The organism is Pseudoduganella dura (assembly GCF_009727155.1).
In the GTDB taxonomy this organism is placed as follows: Bacteria; Pseudomonadota; Gammaproteobacteria; order Burkholderiales; family Burkholderiaceae_D; genus Rugamonas; species Rugamonas dura.
This window is the reverse complement of the sequence record NZ_WNWM01000002.1, coordinates 1,447,928-1,465,584: the sequence shown is the minus strand read 5'-3', so window position 1 is coordinate 1,465,584 and position 17,657 is coordinate 1,447,928. Positions and strand designations below refer to the sequence as shown.

Below are 17,657 nucleotides of genomic sequence, written 5' to 3'. Positions count from 1 at the left end.
AATGTCGAATTGCTGGTTGGCGCCAGGGCACCGCTTCAACGGTGTCAGACACCGGTTTTCCCTGCCGTAGCCGGACGCATGCGAAAACCGGTGTCCGACATCCTTTTTCCGGAAAAGGCGCCCGGAAAAAGGTGTCCGACACCAATGCGTCAGTGGTTATGCCGCGGCAGGACCTCGCCGATATTCCTGTACTCCAGCGCCAGTTCCATCACGGCACCCGACTGCATCTGCCCCACGGTGGAGCGGTAGATCTGCTGCCATGGCGTCTGGCTGGCCGGGAACGGCGGGATGCCGTCGCCCTTGCGCCGCTCGATCTCGGCCTCGTCGACCAGCATGTTGGCGGTGCCGTTGTTCAGGTCCACGCGGATCGTGTCGCCGGTGCGGATCCAGGCCAGGCCGCCGCCCACGGCCGATTCCGGCGAGGCGTTCAGGATCGACGGGCTGTCCGACGTGCCGGACTGGCGGCCGTCGCCCAGCGTCGGCAGGTTCTTCACGCCGCGCTTGATCAGCGCATCGGGCGGCTGCATGTTGACCACTTCGGCCGAACCGGGCCAGCCGATCGGGCCGGCGCCGCGGATGACCAGGATGCAGTCCTCGTCGATGTTCAGCGACGGATCGTTGATGCGCTTGTGGTAGTCGTCCGAACCGTCGAACACGATGGCGCGGGCTTCGAACACGCCTTCGTTGCCCGGCTGGCTCAGGTAGCGGGCGCGGAACTCGTCCGAGATCACCGACGTCTTCATGATCGCGAAGTCGAACAGGTTGCCCGACAGGACGAAGAAGCCCGCCTTCGATTTCAGCGGCGCGGCGAACGGCCAGATCATCTCGCGGTCGCCCGTTTCGCGGTTCACGAGGTTCTCTTTGAGCGACTTGCCGGTGACCGTCGGGCGGTCCGAACGCAGCAGGCCGTTCTGTTCCAGTTCCCACATCACGGCCGGCACGCCGCCGGCGCGGTGGAAGCGCTCGCCCAGGTATTTGCCGGAAGGCTGCATGTTCAGCAGCAGCGGCACGTCGTGGCCGTACTTCATCCAGTCTTCCGTGTGGATTTCCACGCCGGCGTGGCGGGCCATCGCCATGATGTGCTGCTGCGCGTTGGTGGAGCCGCCGATCGCCGCGTTGGTGACGATCGCGTCCAGGAACGCGTCGCGCGACAGGATCGACGAAGGGCGGATGTCCTGCTCGGCCATCGCCACGATGCGGCGGCCCGTCTCGTAGGCCATCTGGCCCCGTTCGCGGTACGGCGCCGGGATCGCCGAGCAGCCGGTCAGCGACATGCCCAGCGCTTCGGCGATCGCGTTCATCGTCGACGCGGTGCCCATCGTGTTGCAATGGCCGGCCGAAGGGGCCGACGCGGCGGCGATTTCCAGGAATTTCTCGTTGTCGATCTCGCCGGCGGCCAGGCGGCGGCGGCCTTTCCAGATCGCCGCGCCGGAACCGACCAGCTCACCGTCGAGCCAGCCGTCCAGCATCGGGCCGCCGGACAGCACGATGGCCGGGATGTCCACGGTGGCGGCGGCCATCAGCTGCGCTGGCGTGGTCTTGTCGCAGCCGGTGGTCAGCACCACGGCATCGATCGGGTAGCCGTGCAGGATCTCCACCAGTCCCATGTAGGCCAGGTTGCGGTCGATCGCGGCGGTGGGGCGGCGGCAGTTCTCGAAGATCGGGTGCAGCGGGAATTCCATCGGGATGCCGCCGGCATCGCGGATGCCGTCGCGCACGCGCTTGGCGAGCTCCAGGTGGATGCGGTTGCACGGGCTGATGTCGCTGCCCGACTGGGCGATGCCGATGATCGGCTTGCCGCTGCGCAGTTCGTCCGGGGTGATCCCGTAATTCATGAAGCGCTCGAGGTACAGCGCGGTCATGTCGATGTGGTCCGGATTGTCGAACCAGTCCTGGGAACGGTAACGGCGGGTCATTTTGCTGGGTCCAATGCGATCAGGTGCTGCGGCAGCCCGGGCACGTCGACGGGGAACGCGAACACGCCGCCGGCAAGCGGTGCGGCGGCGCGTTCTTCGTCGTTCAGGCCTTTCGTGGCGGTCGTGGCGAATGCGGTTTTCAGGTCCGGGCCGCCGAACGCGATCTTCGTCACGTTCGGTACCGGGAAGGCGATGGCCTGGAGCAGTTCGCCGGCTGGCGAGTACTGTTCCACGCGGGCGCCGCGGAACACGGCGACCCACACGTTGCCGGCGGCATCGACGGCCGTGCCGTCCGGCCAGCCGGGTTCGGCGATCGTCGCGAACACGCGCTTGTTGGCAAGCGTGCCGTCCGCCTCGACGTCGAACGCGTGGACGGTCTTGCCGAACGTGTCGGTGTGGTAGAAGGTCTTGCGGTCCGGGGAAAACGCCGGGCCGTTGGTGATGATGATGCCGTCGTCGTGCTTCGTCAGCTCGCCGTCATAGCGATACAGGGCGCCCGAGGCCGACGTTTCGGCATTGTCCATCGAGCCGAACCAGATCGCGCCGTCATGCGCCACGTGGCCGTCGTTCAGGCGGTTGCCGGGACGGTCCGCTTCGAACTCGGTAACGGGCGTGAATGCGCCGGTCGCCGGATCGAATCGCACCAGCTTGCCGGCCAGGCCGCAGACGAAGCCGCCACCGTCGACGGGCAGGGCAAAGCCGGTCTCGCCGGGCATGTCCCATGTCCGCGTGTTGCCGCCGTCCGCATCGACCCGGTGCAGCTTGTGCTGCTTGATGTCGACGAAGTACAGCGCCTGCTCGGCCGGATGCCAGACGGGGCCTTCGCCCAGCGTGGCGCCCAGCGGCCAGATGCAGCGCGGGGTCGCGCCGGTTCCCGCCGTCATTTGCCGTCTCCGTACCAGCCGGCGTCCACGAAGTAGTCGCGGCCGGTGCAGCGCGACGCCTGGTTCGACGACAGGAACAGCGTCAGCGCCGCCACGTCTTCCGGTTCGATGCGTTCCTTCAGCAGTTGCGAAGCCATGATCTGGGCTTCGCCTTCCGGCGTGTACCACAGCGCCATCTGCTTCGGCGTCTTGACCGAACCGGGGATCACCGTGTTGACGCGGATGCCGTCGCCGCCCAGGTCGCGGGCCAGGCCGCGCGTGAGGCCTTCGATGGCCGCCTTGGCGGTCATGTACAGCGTGAGCTGCGGGAGCGCCAGGTACCACGAGATCGAACCGAAATTCAGGATCACGCCGCCGCCGGCGGCCTTCATGCCGGGCGCCACGGCCTGCGCGCAGAAGAACTGGTGGCGCAGGTTCACGGCCAGGCTGTCGTCCCAGTATTGCGGGGTCACGTCGGCCACGGCGTGGCGGTGGTCATTGGCCGCGTTGTTGATCAGGATATCGACGCCGCCGATATCGCGTTCGATGTCTGCAAACGTTTTCTTCAGCGCTTCGACATCGGTCATGTCGCAATGGATGAAGCGCGGCTGGTGCGCCGCGCCGGGATAGCCGGCGGCCAGCCGCTGCGACGGTTCGTCGTCGATGTCCAGGAACACCACCTGCGAGCCCTGCCTGACGTACGCATCGACGATGCCGGCGCCGATGCCGGTGCCGCCGCCGGTCACGACGACACGCTTGTTCTTCAGGTCCGGATAGGTGGCATATTCAAACGGTGTCCGTTCGCCTTGAGTCGTTTCGCCAGCCATCGTTACTTACCTCCAGTTGCATCACCCAGCAAGCCGCGGCGGGCCAGGTTGTTGTACAGGGCGCGAACGCCGAACGTCCATGGCGCGATTTCATCGCTGCGGTGGACATGGTTGATCAATGCGCCAAGCGCGGGGCTGGCGATCGTGACGCGGTCGCCCTTGTGGTGCGTGAACCCGCCGCCCTTGGCGTCGCGGTCCTTGATGGGGGAGAACATGGTGCCGAGGAACAGCATGAAGCCGTCCGGGTACTGGTGGTGCGCGCCGCAGGTCTGGCCGACCAGGTCGAGCGGGTCGCGGCTGATCTGCTTCATCAGGCTCACGCCGTCGAGCACGAAGTCGTCGTCGTCACCTTCGATCGTCAGGCGCACTTCGGCATTGCGCACGCTGTCGAGCGAATAACTGTCGTCGAACAGGCGGATGAACGGGCCGATCGAGCAGGAGCCGTTGTTGTCCTTGGCCTTGCCGAGCAGCAGCGCGCTGCGGCCTTCGATGTCGCGCAGGTTCACGTCGTTGCCCAGCGCGGCGCCGATCGGCTTGCCCTGGCTCGTCACGGCCAGCACGATTTCCGGTTCCGGGTTATTCCACTTCGATTCCGGATGCAGGCCCACGTCGGCGCCGAAGCCCACCGCCGACATCGGCTGCGACTTCGAGAACACTTCGGCATACGGACCGATGCCCACCTCCATGTACTGCGACCAGGCGCCACGGCTGATGAATTCCTTTTTCAGCTGTTCGGCCTGCGGCGAGCCGGGCTTGATGCTCGACAGGTCGGCGCCGATCGATGCCAGCAGTTCGCCGCGCAGCTGTTCGGCGCGGGCGGGCACGCCGCCGGCCTGTTCCTCGATCACCCGTTCCAGCAGGCTCACGGCGAACGTCACGCCGCAGGCCTTGATGGCTTGCAGGTCGTTCGGTGCCAGCAGGCGCGGCACATCGGCGGCCGGAGCGGCCGACAGCGCGTTCTCGATCAACACTTCGACGCGGCCGAGCGATTCGCCCGGTGCCGAGCGCACGATATTGACCAGGTCGTTCCGTTCGAACAGTTCCGATACGGTCGATGCGTGGCGGGTGATGTCGAACACCTCGCCGTTACGGACAGCCACGACGGCCGGGCCGTCGATATCACCGGTCCGCCATACGCGGCCCACGAGCAGTGCCTGCGGCAGGTCGGCGGGCAGCAGTGACGAAATTGGCGCTTCCTTCATGTGAGTCTCCTCTTGTTCTGGTTATGGATGAAATCTGAATCGGGTTCAGCGGCCCAGGCTGGGGAGCTTGGGCGAATACGTCCATCCGGGAATCAAATATTGCATGGCCATGCCATCGTCGCGCGCGCCCGTTCCCACCTTCAGGTACAGCGCGTGCGCGGCGGCGATGCGGTCCAGGTCGGGTTCGATGCCCAGGCCGGGGCGATCGGGCACGGCCACTTCGCCGCCCACGATCTGCAGCGGTTCGCGGGTCAGGCGGGCCTGCCCTTCCTGCCAGATCCAGTGCGTGTCGATCGCCGTGATGCGGCCCGGCGCGGCGGCTGCCGCGTGCGTGAACATCGCCAGCGACACGTCGAAGTGGTTGTTCGAATGGGAGCCCCATGTCATGCCCCATTCCTGGCACAGCTGCGCCAGGCGCACCGATCCCTGCATGGTCCAGAAGTGCGGGTCGGCCAGCGGGATGTCCACCGCGCCCAGCAGGTGCGAGTGCGCCATCTGCCGCCAATCGGTGGCGATCATGTTGGTGGCCGTGGGCAGCCCGGTGGCGCGCTTGAACTCGGCCATGATCTCGCGGCCCGAGTAGCCGTTTTCCGGGCCGCACGGATCTTCGGCGTAGGCCAGCACGTGGCCCTGGTTGCGGCACAGGCGGATCGCTTCGTCCAGCGACCAGGCGCCGTTCGGATCGAGCGTCACGCGCGCATCGGGAAAGCGTTTCTTGATCGCGGCGACGGCTTCCATTTCCTCGTCGCCACGCATCACGCCGCCCTTCAGCTTGAAGTCGCGGAAGCCATAGCGCGCCACGGTCGCTTCGGCCTGTTCGACGATCGCCTGCGGCGTGACCGCTTCGCGGTGGCGCATCGCATACCAGTCGTCGCCCGTGCCGGAGCTTTCGAGATAGGGAAGGTCGGTACGGGTGCGGTCGCCGATGTAGAACAGGTAGGCGAGCATCGGCACCTTGTCGCGCTGCTGGCCGGAGCCCAGCAGTTCGCAGACCGGCACGCCGAGGTGCTGGCCGAGCAGGTCGAGCAATGCGGCCTCGATCGCCGTGACGACGTTCTCGAGGCGCAGGTTGATTTCGTGGGGTTGTTTCAGCACGGCCGCCTCGGCGGCCGAGGTGACCTGGTGCCGCAGCGTTTGCGGGCCTTGCGCTTTACCGGCAATGCCCTCGCGCACGGCGTTGAGGGTGCGGTTGAAGCGGCCGACCTGGGTGCCGACCACGCGGGGGATCGAATTTTCCAGCGCCCTGGTGATGCCGGCGCCGCCGGGCACTTCGCCGATGCCGGTATTGCCCGCGCTATCCTTCAGCAGCACCAGCGTGCGCAGGAAATAGGGGCCATGCGCGCCGCACAGGTTGAACAGCATGCTGTCGTGGCCGGCCACGGGAATCACCTGCATCGAGGTGATCACCGGGGTCTTCGCCGCCACATTCGTCTCGTTATTATATGTTGCCTGTACCATCGCCCTGGCCTAAAATGAATAGCGCTAACATTTTGCAGTTTGCGCGAATTAACGTGGCAAGTCAACATCTCCGCGATGTAAAGCTCGGCAAAGCCGGAGAGTGAAGATAGCGCTACAACATGCACCGCGTGCTGCACGAAAAAATGCCGGGCAGTGCCCCCTGAGCGGCACGCCTGCGATAAAACCGATAACAAGCGGAGACAAACATGCAAGGAACTTACACCGGGCTGCGCGCCCGCGGCGCCGCCCTGTTCGCGGCCGGCCTGCTGCTGGCTACCGGGACAAACCCGGCCAGCGCGGCCCAATCCCCGAAGGACTGGCACTGGGTGGCCTCGTGGGGGGCGGCCCAGATGGCGCCGGAACCCCAGAACGAACTGCCGCAGGAGCACTGGCGCGATGCGACGCTGCGCCAGGTCGTGCACGTGGCGCTCGGCGGCGACAGGCTGCGCATCCGCATCAGCAATGTGTTCGGCGTCACCCCGCTGGTAGTGGAAGCGGCCGGCATCGGCCTGGCGAAAGGGCCCGGCAGTCCGGATATCGATCCGCAGTCGGCGAAGGCGCTGACCTTCGGCGGCCGCACTTCCGTGATGATTCCCGCCGGCGCCGAGTATTACAGCGACGTGGTGGCGATGCCGCACAAGGCCGGTGCCGATATCGCCGTCTCCCTGTACTTCAACGGCGCGCCGTCGAAACAGACCGGCCACCCCGGTTCGCGCGCGACCAGCTTCGTGGCGAAAGGCCAGCGCACGCTGGATGCCGCATGGAGCGGTGCGGAGAAGATCACGCGCTGGTACATGTTGTCCGACGTCGAAGTGCAGGCGCCGCGCGACGTGGGCGCCGTGGTGGCGGTCGGCGATTCGATCACCGACGGCTACGGCACCACGACGGACGGCAACGACCGCTGGCCGGACGTGCTGGCCGGCCGCATCGCCCGGGGCGGCAAGCCGATGGGCGTGGTCAACGTCGGCATCGGCGGCGGCCGGATGCTGCGCGACGGGCTCGGCCCCAACCTGGCGTCGCGCTTCGACCGCGACGTGATCGGCCGCGCCGGCGTCACGCACGCGGTGGTGATGATCGGCGTGAACGACCTGGGCGTATTGCGCCGCAACGGCGAGGATATCCCCGCCGCGCGCGCCAAGCTGGTCGAGGACTTGCAGCTGGCGCACAGGCAGCTCGTCGAGCGCGCGCATGCGCACGGCATCTGCGTGATCGGCGCCACCGTCACGCCCTATGCCGGCAGCGACTATTACCGGCCCGCCGCCGCGAACGAGGCGGACCGCCAGCAACTGAACGACTGGATCCGCAAGTCCGGCGTGTTCGACGCCGTGGCCGATTTCGATGCCGCGCTGCGCGACCCGCAGCAGCCGGACAGGCTGCGCAAGGAATACGACAACGATGGCCTGCATCCGTCGATCCCGGGCCTGCGTGCGCTGGCCGAGGCGGTGCCGCTGCAGGCGCTGCGCACCACTTGCGGCGGTGCCAAATGAGGGCGGCGCTGTTTGCATCCGCGCTGCTGCTGGCGGCGGCGCAAGCTGCCGGAGCGCCGGGCGCGCCCGCCTACCGCAATCCCGTCATCACGGGTTTTCATCCGGACCCCAGCATCTGCCGGGTCGGCAAGGATTACTACCTGGCCAACAGCACCTTCGAGTATTTTCCGGGCGTGCCGATCTTCCATAGCCGCGACCTGGTGCACTGGAAGCAGATCGGCCATGCGCTGACCCGCGAATCGCAACTGCCGCTGAAGGGGCAGCGGGCATCGCGCGGCATCTATGCGCCCACGCTGCGCTGCGAAGGCGGCAATTTCTACCTGATCACGACGAACGTCGAGAGCGGCGGCAATTTCATCGTCCATACGAAAGATCCGGCCGGCGAGTGGTCGGAACCCGTGTGGATGGAGGAAAAGACGCCATGGATCGATCCGTCGCTGTTCTTCGACGACGACGGCACCGTGTACTACACGCGCCACGACGGCGGGGAGAAGGGCGGCATCGTCCAGGCCCGCATCGACATCAAGTCCGGGAAACTGCTGGAAGAACCGAAACCGGTCTGGCGCGGCACCGGCGGCGTGTGGCCGGAGGGACCGCACCTGTACAAGGTAAACGGCTGGTACTACCTGGTGATCGCCGAAGGCGGCACGTCGTACGATCACAAGATCACGGTGGCGCGCTCGAAGTCGCCGTCCGGCCCGTTCGAGGCGCACAAGGGCAACCCGATCCTGTCGCACCGCGATCATCCGGAACTGCCGCTGCAGGCCACCGGCCACGGCGACCTGGTGCAGGCCGAAAACGGCACGTGGTGGATGGTACTGCTTGGTGTGCGGCCGAACAGGGAGGATGGAAAAAACAGGCACCACCTGGGCCGCGAAACACTGCTGGCACCCGTGACATGGAAGGATGGCTGGCCCGTCGTCAACGGCGGCAAACCGCTGGCGCTGGAAATGAGCGCGGCCGGGTTGCCGCCGTCGGCGCCGTGGCCGAAAGAACCGGTGCGCAACGGGTTCGACGGGCCGAAGCTGGACCTGTACTGGACGTTCCTGCGCGGTCCGTCCACCGGGCTGTACTCGCTGACGGAGCGGGCCGGCTTCCTGCGTGTCAACGGCAACAAGGCAACGCTGGACGACGTGGCGACGCCGGCCTTCGTGGCGCGGCGGCAGCAGCACCTGAACGCGCGGATCGCCACGCGCGTGGAATTCAGGCCGGACGGGCCGGGCCAGTATGCTGGCCTGGCATTGCGGCAGAACGAGAACAACCACTACCAGCTGCGCATCGGCGGCAGCGACGCGGCGCGCCGCGTGGAGCTGGTTACGCGCATCAAGGGCGAAACAAAGGTCGTGGCATCGGCGGCGCTGGCGGCCGGCGCCGTCGACCTGCAGGTACGGGCGTGGCCGGATCGCTACGAATTCAGCTACGCGCAGGACGGCGGGGCGCCCGTGGTACTGGGCAGCGCGCCGACCGCGGCGCTGTCGTCGGAAGACGCGGGCGGCTTTACCGGTGTGTTCGCGGGCATGATGGCCGTGGGCGCGCCGGCCGATTTCGACCGGTTCGACTACGAACCGCTGGGAGACTGAGTGACGATCGCACGTTTCATCCTGCTGGCGCTGCTGCTGCAGCTTTCCTCGGCCGGGCAGGCACTCGGCCTGGCACCGTTCATTGCCTTCGAACGCGACAACGCCGACGCGGTCGAACTGCTGGCGAAAGGGCGGGCCGCGCCGATCTTCGTCGATGCGAACGATCATGCGGGCGTGCTGCGCGCGACCGGCGACCTGCAGGCCGATGTCGCCCGCGTGGGCGGCGTGAAGCCGGCGCTGCACAAGGTCCGGCATCCGGGCTCGCCGATCGGCATCGACGCCGTCATCGTCGGCACCGTCGGCAAGAGCGCGCTGATCGACGGCCTGGCGAAGTCGGGCATGCTCGACGTGGCGCCGATCCGCGGCAAGTGGGAGGGCTACCTGGTGCGCACGGTGCGCAACCCGATGCCAGGCGTGCAGCGCGCGCTGGTGATCGCCGGCAGCGACAAGCGCGGCACCATCTACGGCATCTATCAAGTCTCCGAGCAGATCGGCGTGTCGCCGTGGTACTGGTGGGCCGACGTGCCGCCCGTGAAACGCAAGGCGCTGTACGCCCGGGCCGGCACCGCGGTCGACGACGCGCCCGTGGTGCAATACCGCGGCATCTTCCTGAACGACGAGGCGCCGGCGCTGACCGGCTGGGCCAAGCAGCGCTACGGCGGCTACAACAGCAAGTTCTACAAGGGCGTGTTCGAACTGATCCTGCGCCTGCGCGGCAATTACCTGTGGCCGGCGATGTGGGATGCGGCCTTCTTCGACGACGATCCGGAAAACGGCCGCCTGGCCGACGAATACGGCATCGTGATGGGCACCTCGCACCACGAGCCGATGATGCGCGCCCACAAGGAGTGGTCGCGCTACGGCAAGGGGCCATGGGACTACAGCCGCAACGAGGGCGTGCTGAAGGACTTCTGGCGCGACGGTTTGAAGAAGACGCGCGATTACGAAAAATTCGTCACGCTGGGCATGCGCGGCGACGGCGACGAACCGATGTCGCGCGATTCGAACGTGGCGCTGCTGGAAAGGATAGTGGCCGACCAGCGCAAGCTGATCGCCGAGGAACTGGACCCGGACGTGACGAAGGTGCCGCAGGCCTGGGCGCTGTACAAGGAAGTGCAGGACTACTACGAGCAGGGCATGCGCGTGCCGGACGACGTGCTGCTGCTGTGGTGCGACGACAACTGGGGCAACATCCGCCGGCTGCCCACGCAGCAGGAGCGCAAGCGCGCCGGCGGCGCGGGCGTCTACTACCATTTCGACTACGTGGGCGGCCCGCGCAACTACAAGTGGCTGAACGTGACGCCGTTGCCGAAGGTGTGGGAACAGATGCACCTGGCGTGGAAGCACGAAGCCACGCGCATGTGGATCGTCAACGTGGGCGACCTGAAGCCGATGGAAGTGCCGATGGAATTCTTCCTGGCCTACGCGTGGAATCCCGCCGCGTGGCCGGCCGACCGGCTGCAGGAATACCAGCGGCTGTGGGCGGCGCGCGAGTTCGGTCCGCGCCACGCCGCCGATATCGCCGACATCGTCGCGAAATATGCCAGGTACAACAGCCGCCGCCGGCCCGAAATGCTGGAACCGGAAACGTACAGCCACGTGAACTACGATGAATCGGCCCGCATCGTGGCCGAGTACCGTGCCCTCGAAGCCCGCGCGGAAAAGATCTCCGCCGCGCTGCCGAAGGAGCGCCGCGACGCGTTCTACCAGCTGGTGCTGCATCCGGTGAAAGCGGGCGCCATCGTCAACGAACTGTATGCGGCGGCGGGCCTGAACCGGCTGTATGCGAAGCAGGGCAGGGCGGCCACCAACGACATGGCCGACCGTACCCGCGCGCTGTTTCGCGACGATGCCGCGTTGACGCGCCGCTACCATGCGATCAACGGCGGAAAATGGAACCACATGATGGCGCAGACGCACCTGGGCTACACGTATTGGCAGCAGCCGCCGCGCAACGTGATGCCGGCGGTCAGCGAGGTCCAGGTGCCGAAAGCCGGCGAGCTGGGCGTGGCCGTCGAGGGCAGCGAAGGCGTGTGGCCGGATGCGCAGGGGCTGAAGCTGCCGGCGCTCGATGCCTTCGAGCGCAAGCCGCGCACGGTGGAACTGTTCAACCGCGGCGGCACGCCGTTCAGGTATTCGGTGCGCGCGAGCGAGCCGTGGATCGTGATCGACAAACCCTCCGGCACGGTGGACAAGGTGCAGCGCATCGCCGTCGATGCGCGCTGGGACCAGGTGCCGCCGGGTGCCGCCAGTGCGACGCTGTTCGTCACCGGCCCTGCCGGCGAAGCGAAGATCGAGGTGCCGGTGCACAAGCCGGCCGGCACGGGGCCGGTGCGCGGTTTCGTCGAGACGCACGGCGTGGTGTCGATCGAGGCGGAGCATTATGCCCGCGCGGTCGCCGCGCCGGGCCGCGAATGGCTGAACGTGCCCGACCACGGGCGCACCCTGTCCGGCATGACGACGTTGCCGGTGGATGCGCCGGCGCTGGCGCCGGGCGACGGCATGCGGCTGGAATACGACATGCACCTGTTCAGTACCGGCAACGTGAACGTGCAGGTCACGGTGGCGCCGACCCTGAAATTCCAGCCGGGGGCGGGCCTGCGCTACGCGGTCGCGTTCGACGACGAGGCGCCGCAGATCGTCAACCTGCATGCGGATGCATCGGAGAAGTTCTGGGAAAAGATCGTCGGCGATGGCGCCGCGCTGTTCACCACGAGGCATGTGGTGGCCAGACCGGGTGCGCACGTGCTGAAGATCTGGGCCCTCGATCCGGCCGTGGTGCTGCAGAAGGTGGTGGTCGACGCGGGCGGGATGAAGGCCAGCTACCTGGGGCCGCCGGAGAGCCCGCGGGTGAAGTGAAGGCCGGGGAGGCGGGCCGCCGCCGTCATTCGCGCGGTCGCGGCAGTTCGACGCTCACCAGGCGCCAGGTCGCGAAGCCGCGCCGCTCGAACACGAACCCGACGGCCGGCTCGTTCCGGCTGTCGAGCGCCCGGGCGATGAAGACGTCGGCGCCGTCGCGTTCGAACGTCCAGCGTTTTTCCGCCTTCCCGGCGGTAGCCGCCTGTCCTTCGTTTTCGTCTTCCGCCTGCCCTGCGATCTGTCCTTCGCGCATCGCATCCGCCAGGCGCTCCGCGGTGACCAGCGAATCGACCAGCTTGTCGGCGACAAGGTTGCCCAGCATTGCGCCGAAGGCGGCGCCGGCTTGCGCAAGACCGGTCCCGGTGCCGGCGGCGTCCCGTGCCTTGCGCTCCGTCGCAGCGTGAAGCTGGCGCTTCAGGCTCTCGCGCACCCGCGGGAAGTCGACGTGCGGCGCCAGCGCCGCCGCATCGTGCGCCCTGGCCGCGCTGCGCATCGCATGCAGCGTGAGGTAGGGCGAGAAATGCCAGAATGCCGCGGCCAGCAGCAGCAACAGCGCGATGGCGATGGGGACGATACGTTGATTGGACATGGACGGCCTCCTGCTTGCAAGAGGCGTCACTATACCTGCAGGAACCCGGGCGGGCGGGAATGGGCACCGCGCATCCGCGCATTGCCGTCAAGGCCGAGTCCGTGTCACTTTGGTGCCAGGCACCAAAGTGACACGGACTCGGCAGTTGACGTCAGGCGGTGCGTTGCGGCATCGCCCGCAGCGAGGCGGCGATGGCGTCGCGCAGCGGCTTGGCGCGCAGTTGGCCGTCGTAAGGGCAGGGCCGTTGCGGCAGCTTGTCCTTGCGCGGGGCCTCGTCCCACGTCTGCAGCCAGCTGACATTGTCGGACAGCCCCCACAGCAGGAAGTCCTTCAGTTGCGGGTAGGAGAGCGTGACGTCGAGGTAATCCTTCGCCAGCGCGGCCACGCCGGCGTCGCGCATCGCGAAGTCGGCCGGCAGCATGCGGTCGTTGACGTCGAACTCGGTGATCAGGAGGTCGAGGCCCATGCCCGTTACTTCATCGAGGAAGGCGCGCCAGTCGCGCAACGGGTCGGTTTGCTGCCGGACGTCGTCCCAGGAACCGATATGACTCTGGATGCCCAGCGCCTGCACCGGCGTGCCGCGTTTCCTGAGCTCGCGCAGCAACGTCAATACGCCCGCGCGGTGCTTCGCGCTCCCGGCATCCTCGCGCATGTAGTCGTTGTAGACCAGCTGCGCGTGGGGCGCCTGTTCGCGTGCCACGCGGAACGCGAAGTCGACCTGCTCGACCGCGCCCATCCGCTGCGTGAACACGTTGGCGCGCATGCCGCCCGTGGTCGGGTCGACCGCCTCGTTGACCACGTCCCAGCTGTAGATAGCGGTGCCGTAATGCTTGCAGACAGTGGTGATGTGCTCGCGCAGCAGGCGCTCGGCTTCGCGGGAGCCCTGGCCGAAGTCGTGCGCGGCGACCCATGCCGGCAGCCATTTCTCCGGCTGCCACACAAGGTTGTGACCGCGCACCTGCATGCCTTCCTTGCGGGCCCATGCGTACATTTCGTCGGCCGGGCCGAAGTTGAACTGGCCCTTCTTCGGTTCGAGGGCCGGCCATTTGGTCTCGTTCTCGGCCACGATGACATTGCATTCGCGCGCCATCAATGCGCGGTGCGCGGGATCCTTGAAGTACTTGTAGCCGAGGGCATTCCCGAAACGTAGCCCCTTGGCCGCGCCGATGGCCTTCAACGGCTGCGGGTCGGCGGCGAACAGCGGAGTCAGGGTGGCGGCGCAGGCGGTGCCGGCCAAGAGGCGCAGCACGTCGCGGCGGTTGGTGGTCATGTTGTCTCCTGTACGGCTCGATGGCCGTGTTTATTTATGTGGCGTGCGCTTGAAGGTTACGCTAACATCGAAAACGGTGCAAACGGTTGCGCTACCAAAAAACAACGGAGACAACATGTGGATTTGGAACCGGAGCGCTGGCAGCGCCAGTGCTACTGCGGTCTGTGCCCGAGCACGCGGCGCAGGAGACAAAATGCGGATTGTCGGCGGAGCGCTGGCGGCGGTATTGTCGCTGGTGGTCGTGCTGGCGCCCGCGCATGCGGTGGAAGAGGACGGCTACGAGCTTTGGTTGCGGTACCGTCCATTGCAACAAGCCGGCCAGGTGCAGCAGCACGTCAGGGCCATCGTCTACAACGGCGCGGCATCGCCCACGGTCCGCGCCGCCATCGACGAACTGCGCCGTGGCCTGCAGGGCATGACGGGCAAGACGCCCGGTTCGGGCACGCAGGTGGCCGACGGCGCCATCGTGCTGGCGAAGTCGGGCGCGCTGCCGCAGGGTTTCAAGGCCGACGGCCTGGCGGAGCTGGGCCGCGAAGGCTACCTGCTGAAAAGCGCCACGCTGGCGGGCAAGCGCGTGACGGTGATCGCGGCGAACGATGATATCGGCCTGCTGTACGGCGCCTTCGGCCTGCTGCGCGCGATCGGCACCGGCAAGGCGCTCGCCGCCATCGACGAACGCTCGGCGCCGAAACTGCAGCTGCGCGTGCTGAACCACTGGGACAACCTGGACCGCACGGTGGAACGGGGCTACTCGGGCCAGTCGATCTGGAACTGGTGGGAGCTGCCGGATATCCGCGACCGGCAATATGTCGACTATGCGCGCGCCAATGCGTCGCTGGGCATCAACGGCACGGTGCTGAACAATGTGAATTCGAAGGCCGAGATCCTGACCGCGCCATGGATCGCCAAGGTGGCCGCGCTGGCCGATGTGCTGCGGCCGTACGGCATCAGGGTCTACCTGTCGGCGCGCTGGTCCACGCCGCTCGAGCTAAAGGAAACGAAGACGGCCGATCCGCTGGCGCCGGAAGTGGCGGCATGGTGGCGCGCCAAGGCCGACGAAATCTACCGCGTGATTCCCGACTTCGGCGGCTTCCTCGTCAAGGCCAATTCGGAAGGCCAGCCCGGCCCGCAGGATTACCACCGTACCCACGCCGACGGCGCCAACATGCTGGCCGCCGCCCTGGCGCCGCACAAGGGCATCGTGATGTGGCGCGCATTCGTGTACGCGGCGGAAAAACCGGACGACCGCGCCAAGCAGGCCTACGACGAATTCAAGCCGCTGGACGGCAAGTTCGCCCCGAACGTGATGGTGCAGGTGAAGAACGGCGCGATCGACTTCCAGCCGCGCGAACCGTTCCACCCGCTGTTCGGCGCCATGCCGCACACGCCGCTGATGATGGAGTTCCAGATCACCAAGGAATACCTGGGCTTCGCGATGCACATGGCCTACCTGGGCCCGCTGTTCGAGGAAGTGCTGAAGGCCGACACGATGCAGCGCCCGGGCGGCCTCACCGTCGCCCAGGTGCTCGAGGACACGGAGCACGGCAAGCGCCCCACCGGCATGGCCGGCGTGGCCAACATCGGCAGCTCGCGCACCTGGAGCGGCTCGCACTTCGACCAGGCCAACTGGTATGCCTACGGCCGCTTCGCGTGGGATCCGCAGGGCGACTCGCGCGCCTTCGCGCGCGAGTGGGCGGCGCAGACCTTCAGCCGCGATCCGCAGGCCGTGGCGCAGATCGTCGACATGATGATGCGCTCGCGCGAGGCGGTGGTGGACTACATGACGCCGCTCGGCCTGCACCACCTGATGGATACCGGCCACCACCATGGCCCCGGCCCGTGGGTGGACAACCTGGGCCGGCCCGACTGGAACCCTACCTACTACCACAAGGCCGACAAGGAGGGCATCGGCTTCGACCGCACCGCGCGCGGCAGCAAGGCGCTGGCGCAGTATGCGCCGGGCGTGGCGGCGCGCTGGTCCGATCCGCGCACCACGCCGGAACAGTTGCTGCTGTGGTTCCACCACCTGCCGTGGGATTACGCGATGCCGTCCGGCCGCACGCTGTGGAATGAACTCGTCGCGCGTTACGACCGCGGCGTGACCGAGGCGGAAGGCTTGCGGGCCCGTTGGGAGAAGCTGAAGCCGCTGGTCGACGAGCGCCGTTACGACGAGGTCGCACAGCGGCTGGATACCCAGGTGAAGGAGGCGCGCTGGTGGCGCGATGCCTCGCTGGCGTACTTCCAGTCCGTCTCCGGGCTGCCGCTGCCGCCGGGCGTGAAGAAGCCGGAGCGCACGCTGGAACAGTACAAGGCGATCAAGTTCCCGTACGCCGCCGGGCATCACTGAAAATCGGGATAAAGGGCCGATGTGCGCGCAAACATCGGCTCCCCCGAATGCTAGAATGCCGGCTGCGGATACGCCTGGAAGCGCGTATGTTAGAGTCCGCGAATAACAATTCGATAAGTACAGTCCGATGACGAAAATACAGGCGAAGGCGCATGGCACGCCGGGGGATGGGGCGGCGCCGGTGGCGCGCAAAGGCGAGAAGCCCGGCGTGCCGACGATGTCCGACGTCGCCAAGCTGGCCGGCGTGTCGCCGATGACGGTATCGCGCGTGATGAACGGCGACCCGAACGTGCGCCCGGCCACGCGGCGCAAGGTCGACGAGGCCGTGGCGGCGCTGAACTATGTGCCGAACCAGGCCGCGCGCCGCCTCGCCGGGGCGCGCGCGATCCGCATCGGCTTCCTGTATTCGAACCCGTCGGCCGGCTACCTGAGCGAGTTCCTTGTCGGCCTGCTGAACCAGGCCAGCATCCATAACGTGCAGCTCGTGGTGGAAAACTGCGAGGACGGGCACACGTGGGAAGCGCATTCGCGCCGCCTGATCGAGAACGGCGTCGACGGCATCATCCTGCCGCCCCCGCTGTGCGATACGCCCGAACTGATCGAACTGATCGCGCAGGCTGACATGCCGGCGGCCACCGTCGCCTGCGGCCAGCCGGACCTGCGCGTGGGCGCCGTCTCCATCGACGACTACCATGCCGCCTACGAGATGACGAGCCACCTGATCGCGTTGGGCCACCACCGCATCGGCTTCATCATCGGCCACCCGAACCAGACCGCTTCCGCGCGCCGGCTCGAAGGCTACCGTGCCGCGATCGCCGACAAGGGCGCCGACGGCGCGGCCGAGCTGGTGGTGCAGGGCATGTTCACGTACCGTTCCGGCCTCGACGCGGCCGAGATCCTGCTGGGCCTGGCGCAGCGCCCCACGGCGATCTTCGCCAGCAACGACGACATGGCCGCCGCCGCCGTGGCCATCGCCCACCGCCTGGGCCTCGATGTGCCGGGCGACCTGACCGTGGCCGGCTTCGACGATACGGCGCTGGCCACCACGATCTGGCCGGAGCTGACCACCGTGCGCCAGCCGATCGCGCAGATGGCGGAAATGGCGGTGCAGTTCCTGGTCCGGCAAATCCGCGCCCAGCGCGATGGCGCCGTGCAGGCCCCGGAGCATATCGTAATGGACTTCTCGCTGATCCGGCGCCAGTCGGATGCCGCCCCGCGGCGGCGGCCGAAGCTGGGCGGCAAGGGGGCCGAGAGCTGAC

General features: G+C 67.3%; 12 protein-coding genes. 5 read left to right on the top strand and 7 right to left on the bottom strand.

Annotated elements, in window-relative coordinates; genetic code table 11:
• Nucleotides 1-149: 149 nt before the first annotated feature.
• Genes GJV26_RS06560 through GJV26_RS06540 form a run of 5 tightly spaced genes read right to left on the bottom strand, consistent with a single transcriptional unit; the run spans nt 150 to nt 6,266 of the window.
• Nucleotides 150-1,916 (bottom strand): IlvD/Edd family dehydratase, encoded by a 1,767-nt coding sequence (locus tag GJV26_RS06560; RefSeq protein ID WP_155708127.1) that lies wholly within the window; start codon nt 1,914-1,916, stop codon nt 150-152.
• On the bottom strand, nt 1,913-2,800 hold the full coding sequence (locus tag GJV26_RS06555) for an SMP-30/gluconolactonase/LRE family protein (protein WP_155708126.1): 888 nt from the start codon (nt 2,798-2,800) through the stop codon (nt 1,913-1,915). The genes GJV26_RS06560 and GJV26_RS06555 overlap by 4 nt, the downstream gene beginning before the upstream one ends.
• On the bottom strand, nt 2,797-3,606 hold the full coding sequence (gene xylB, locus GJV26_RS06550; protein ID WP_155708125.1) for a D-xylose 1-dehydrogenase: 810 nt from the start codon (nt 3,604-3,606) through the stop codon (nt 2,797-2,799). Before xylB ends, GJV26_RS06555 begins: the two co-directional genes overlap by 4 nt.
• Before the next feature lie 2 nt (nt 3,607-3,608).
• Nucleotides 3,609-4,808 carry a fumarylacetoacetate hydrolase family protein gene (locus tag GJV26_RS06545; protein ID WP_155708124.1) on the bottom strand — a complete coding sequence of 400 codons (1,200 nt, stop codon included), beginning with the start codon at nt 4,806-4,808 and terminating at the stop codon, nt 3,609-3,611.
• A gap of 45 nt (nt 4,809-4,853) precedes the next feature.
• Nucleotides 4,854-6,266 carry an enolase C-terminal domain-like protein gene (locus GJV26_RS06540; protein ID WP_155708123.1) on the bottom strand — a complete coding sequence of 471 codons (1,413 nt, stop codon included), beginning with the start codon at nt 6,264-6,266 and terminating at the stop codon, nt 4,854-4,856.
• Between the two features lie 206 nt (nt 6,267-6,472).
• Between GJV26_RS06540 and GJV26_RS06535 the strand changes: the two genes are divergently transcribed.
• From GJV26_RS06535 to GJV26_RS06525, 3 genes are read left to right on the top strand one after another with little or no spacing between them, the layout of a single operon-like run.
• Entirely contained in the window at nt 6,473-7,753 is a 1,281-nt protein-coding gene (locus GJV26_RS06535; protein ID WP_155708122.1) for an SGNH/GDSL hydrolase family protein, read from the top strand.
• A complete protein-coding gene (locus GJV26_RS06530) occupies nt 7,750-9,333 on the top strand; it encodes a glycoside hydrolase family 43 protein (RefSeq protein ID WP_155708121.1) in 1,584 nt (527 codons plus the stop codon). The genes GJV26_RS06535 and GJV26_RS06530 overlap by 4 nt, the downstream gene beginning before the upstream one ends.
• Nucleotides 9,334-12,192 (top strand): glycosyl hydrolase 115 family protein, encoded by a 2,859-nt coding sequence (locus tag GJV26_RS06525; protein ID WP_189441853.1) that lies wholly within the window; start codon nt 9,334-9,336, stop codon nt 12,190-12,192.
• 25 nt (nt 12,193-12,217) lie between these two features.
• Here the strand turns inward: GJV26_RS06525 and GJV26_RS06520 are convergent, their stop codons facing one another.
• Together GJV26_RS06520 and GJV26_RS06515 are read right to left on the bottom strand one after the other, a co-directional pair.
• On the bottom strand, nt 12,218-12,781 hold the full coding sequence (locus GJV26_RS06520; RefSeq protein ID WP_155708120.1) for a DUF2939 domain-containing protein: 564 nt from the start codon (nt 12,779-12,781) through the stop codon (nt 12,218-12,220).
• Nucleotides 12,782-12,932: 151 nt separating this feature from the next.
• Complete coding sequence (locus tag GJV26_RS06515; protein ID WP_155708119.1) at nt 12,933-14,051, bottom strand: endo-1,4-beta-xylanase; 1,119 nt, start codon at nt 14,049-14,051, stop codon at nt 12,933-12,935.
• Between the two features lie 193 nt (nt 14,052-14,244).
• Here GJV26_RS06515 and GJV26_RS06510 point away from each other — a divergent pair, with 193 nt between their 5' ends.
• Nucleotides 14,245-16,398: an alpha-glucuronidase family glycosyl hydrolase gene (locus tag GJV26_RS06510; protein ID WP_155708118.1), complete on the top strand. Its 2,154-nt coding sequence runs from the start codon at nt 14,245-14,247 to the stop codon at nt 16,396-16,398.
• 127 nt (nt 16,399-16,525) lie between these two features.
• On the top strand, nt 16,526-17,656 hold the full coding sequence (locus GJV26_RS06505; RefSeq protein ID WP_155708117.1) for a LacI family DNA-binding transcriptional regulator: 1,131 nt from the start codon (nt 16,526-16,528) through the stop codon (nt 17,654-17,656).
• The last annotated feature ends 1 nt before the right edge of the window (nt 17,657 follow it).

Coding starts and splice junctions, on each gene's coding strand:
- GJV26_RS06560 (WP_155708127.1), bottom strand. CDS start 1,916: ATGACCCGCCGTTACCGTTCCCAGGACTGGTTCGACAATCCGGACCAC.
- GJV26_RS06555 (WP_155708126.1), bottom strand. CDS start 2,800: ATGACGGCGGGAACCGGCGCGACCCCGCGCTGCATCTGGCCGCTGGGC.
- xylB (WP_155708125.1), bottom strand. CDS start 3,606: ATGGCTGGCGAAACGACTCAAGGCGAACGGACACCGTTTGAATATGCC.
- GJV26_RS06545 (WP_155708124.1), bottom strand. CDS start 4,808: ATGAAGGAAGCGCCAATTTCGTCACTGCTGCCCGCCGACCTGCCGCAG.
- GJV26_RS06540 (WP_155708123.1), bottom strand. CDS start 6,266: ATGGTACAGGCAACATATAATAACGAGACGAATGTGGCGGCGAAGACC.
- GJV26_RS06535 (WP_155708122.1), top strand. CDS start 6,473: ATGCAAGGAACTTACACCGGGCTGCGCGCCCGCGGCGCCGCCCTGTTC.
- GJV26_RS06530 (WP_155708121.1), top strand. CDS start 7,750: ATGAGGGCGGCGCTGTTTGCATCCGCGCTGCTGCTGGCGGCGGCGCAA.
- GJV26_RS06520 (WP_155708120.1), bottom strand. CDS start 12,781: ATGTCCAATCAACGTATCGTCCCCATCGCCATCGCGCTGTTGCTGCTG.
- GJV26_RS06515 (WP_155708119.1), bottom strand. CDS start 14,051: ATGACCACCAACCGCCGCGACGTGCTGCGCCTCTTGGCCGGCACCGCC.
- GJV26_RS06510 (WP_155708118.1), top strand. CDS start 14,245: ATGCGGATTGTCGGCGGAGCGCTGGCGGCGGTATTGTCGCTGGTGGTC.
- GJV26_RS06505 (WP_155708117.1), top strand. CDS start 16,526: ATGACGAAAATACAGGCGAAGGCGCATGGCACGCCGGGGGATGGGGCG.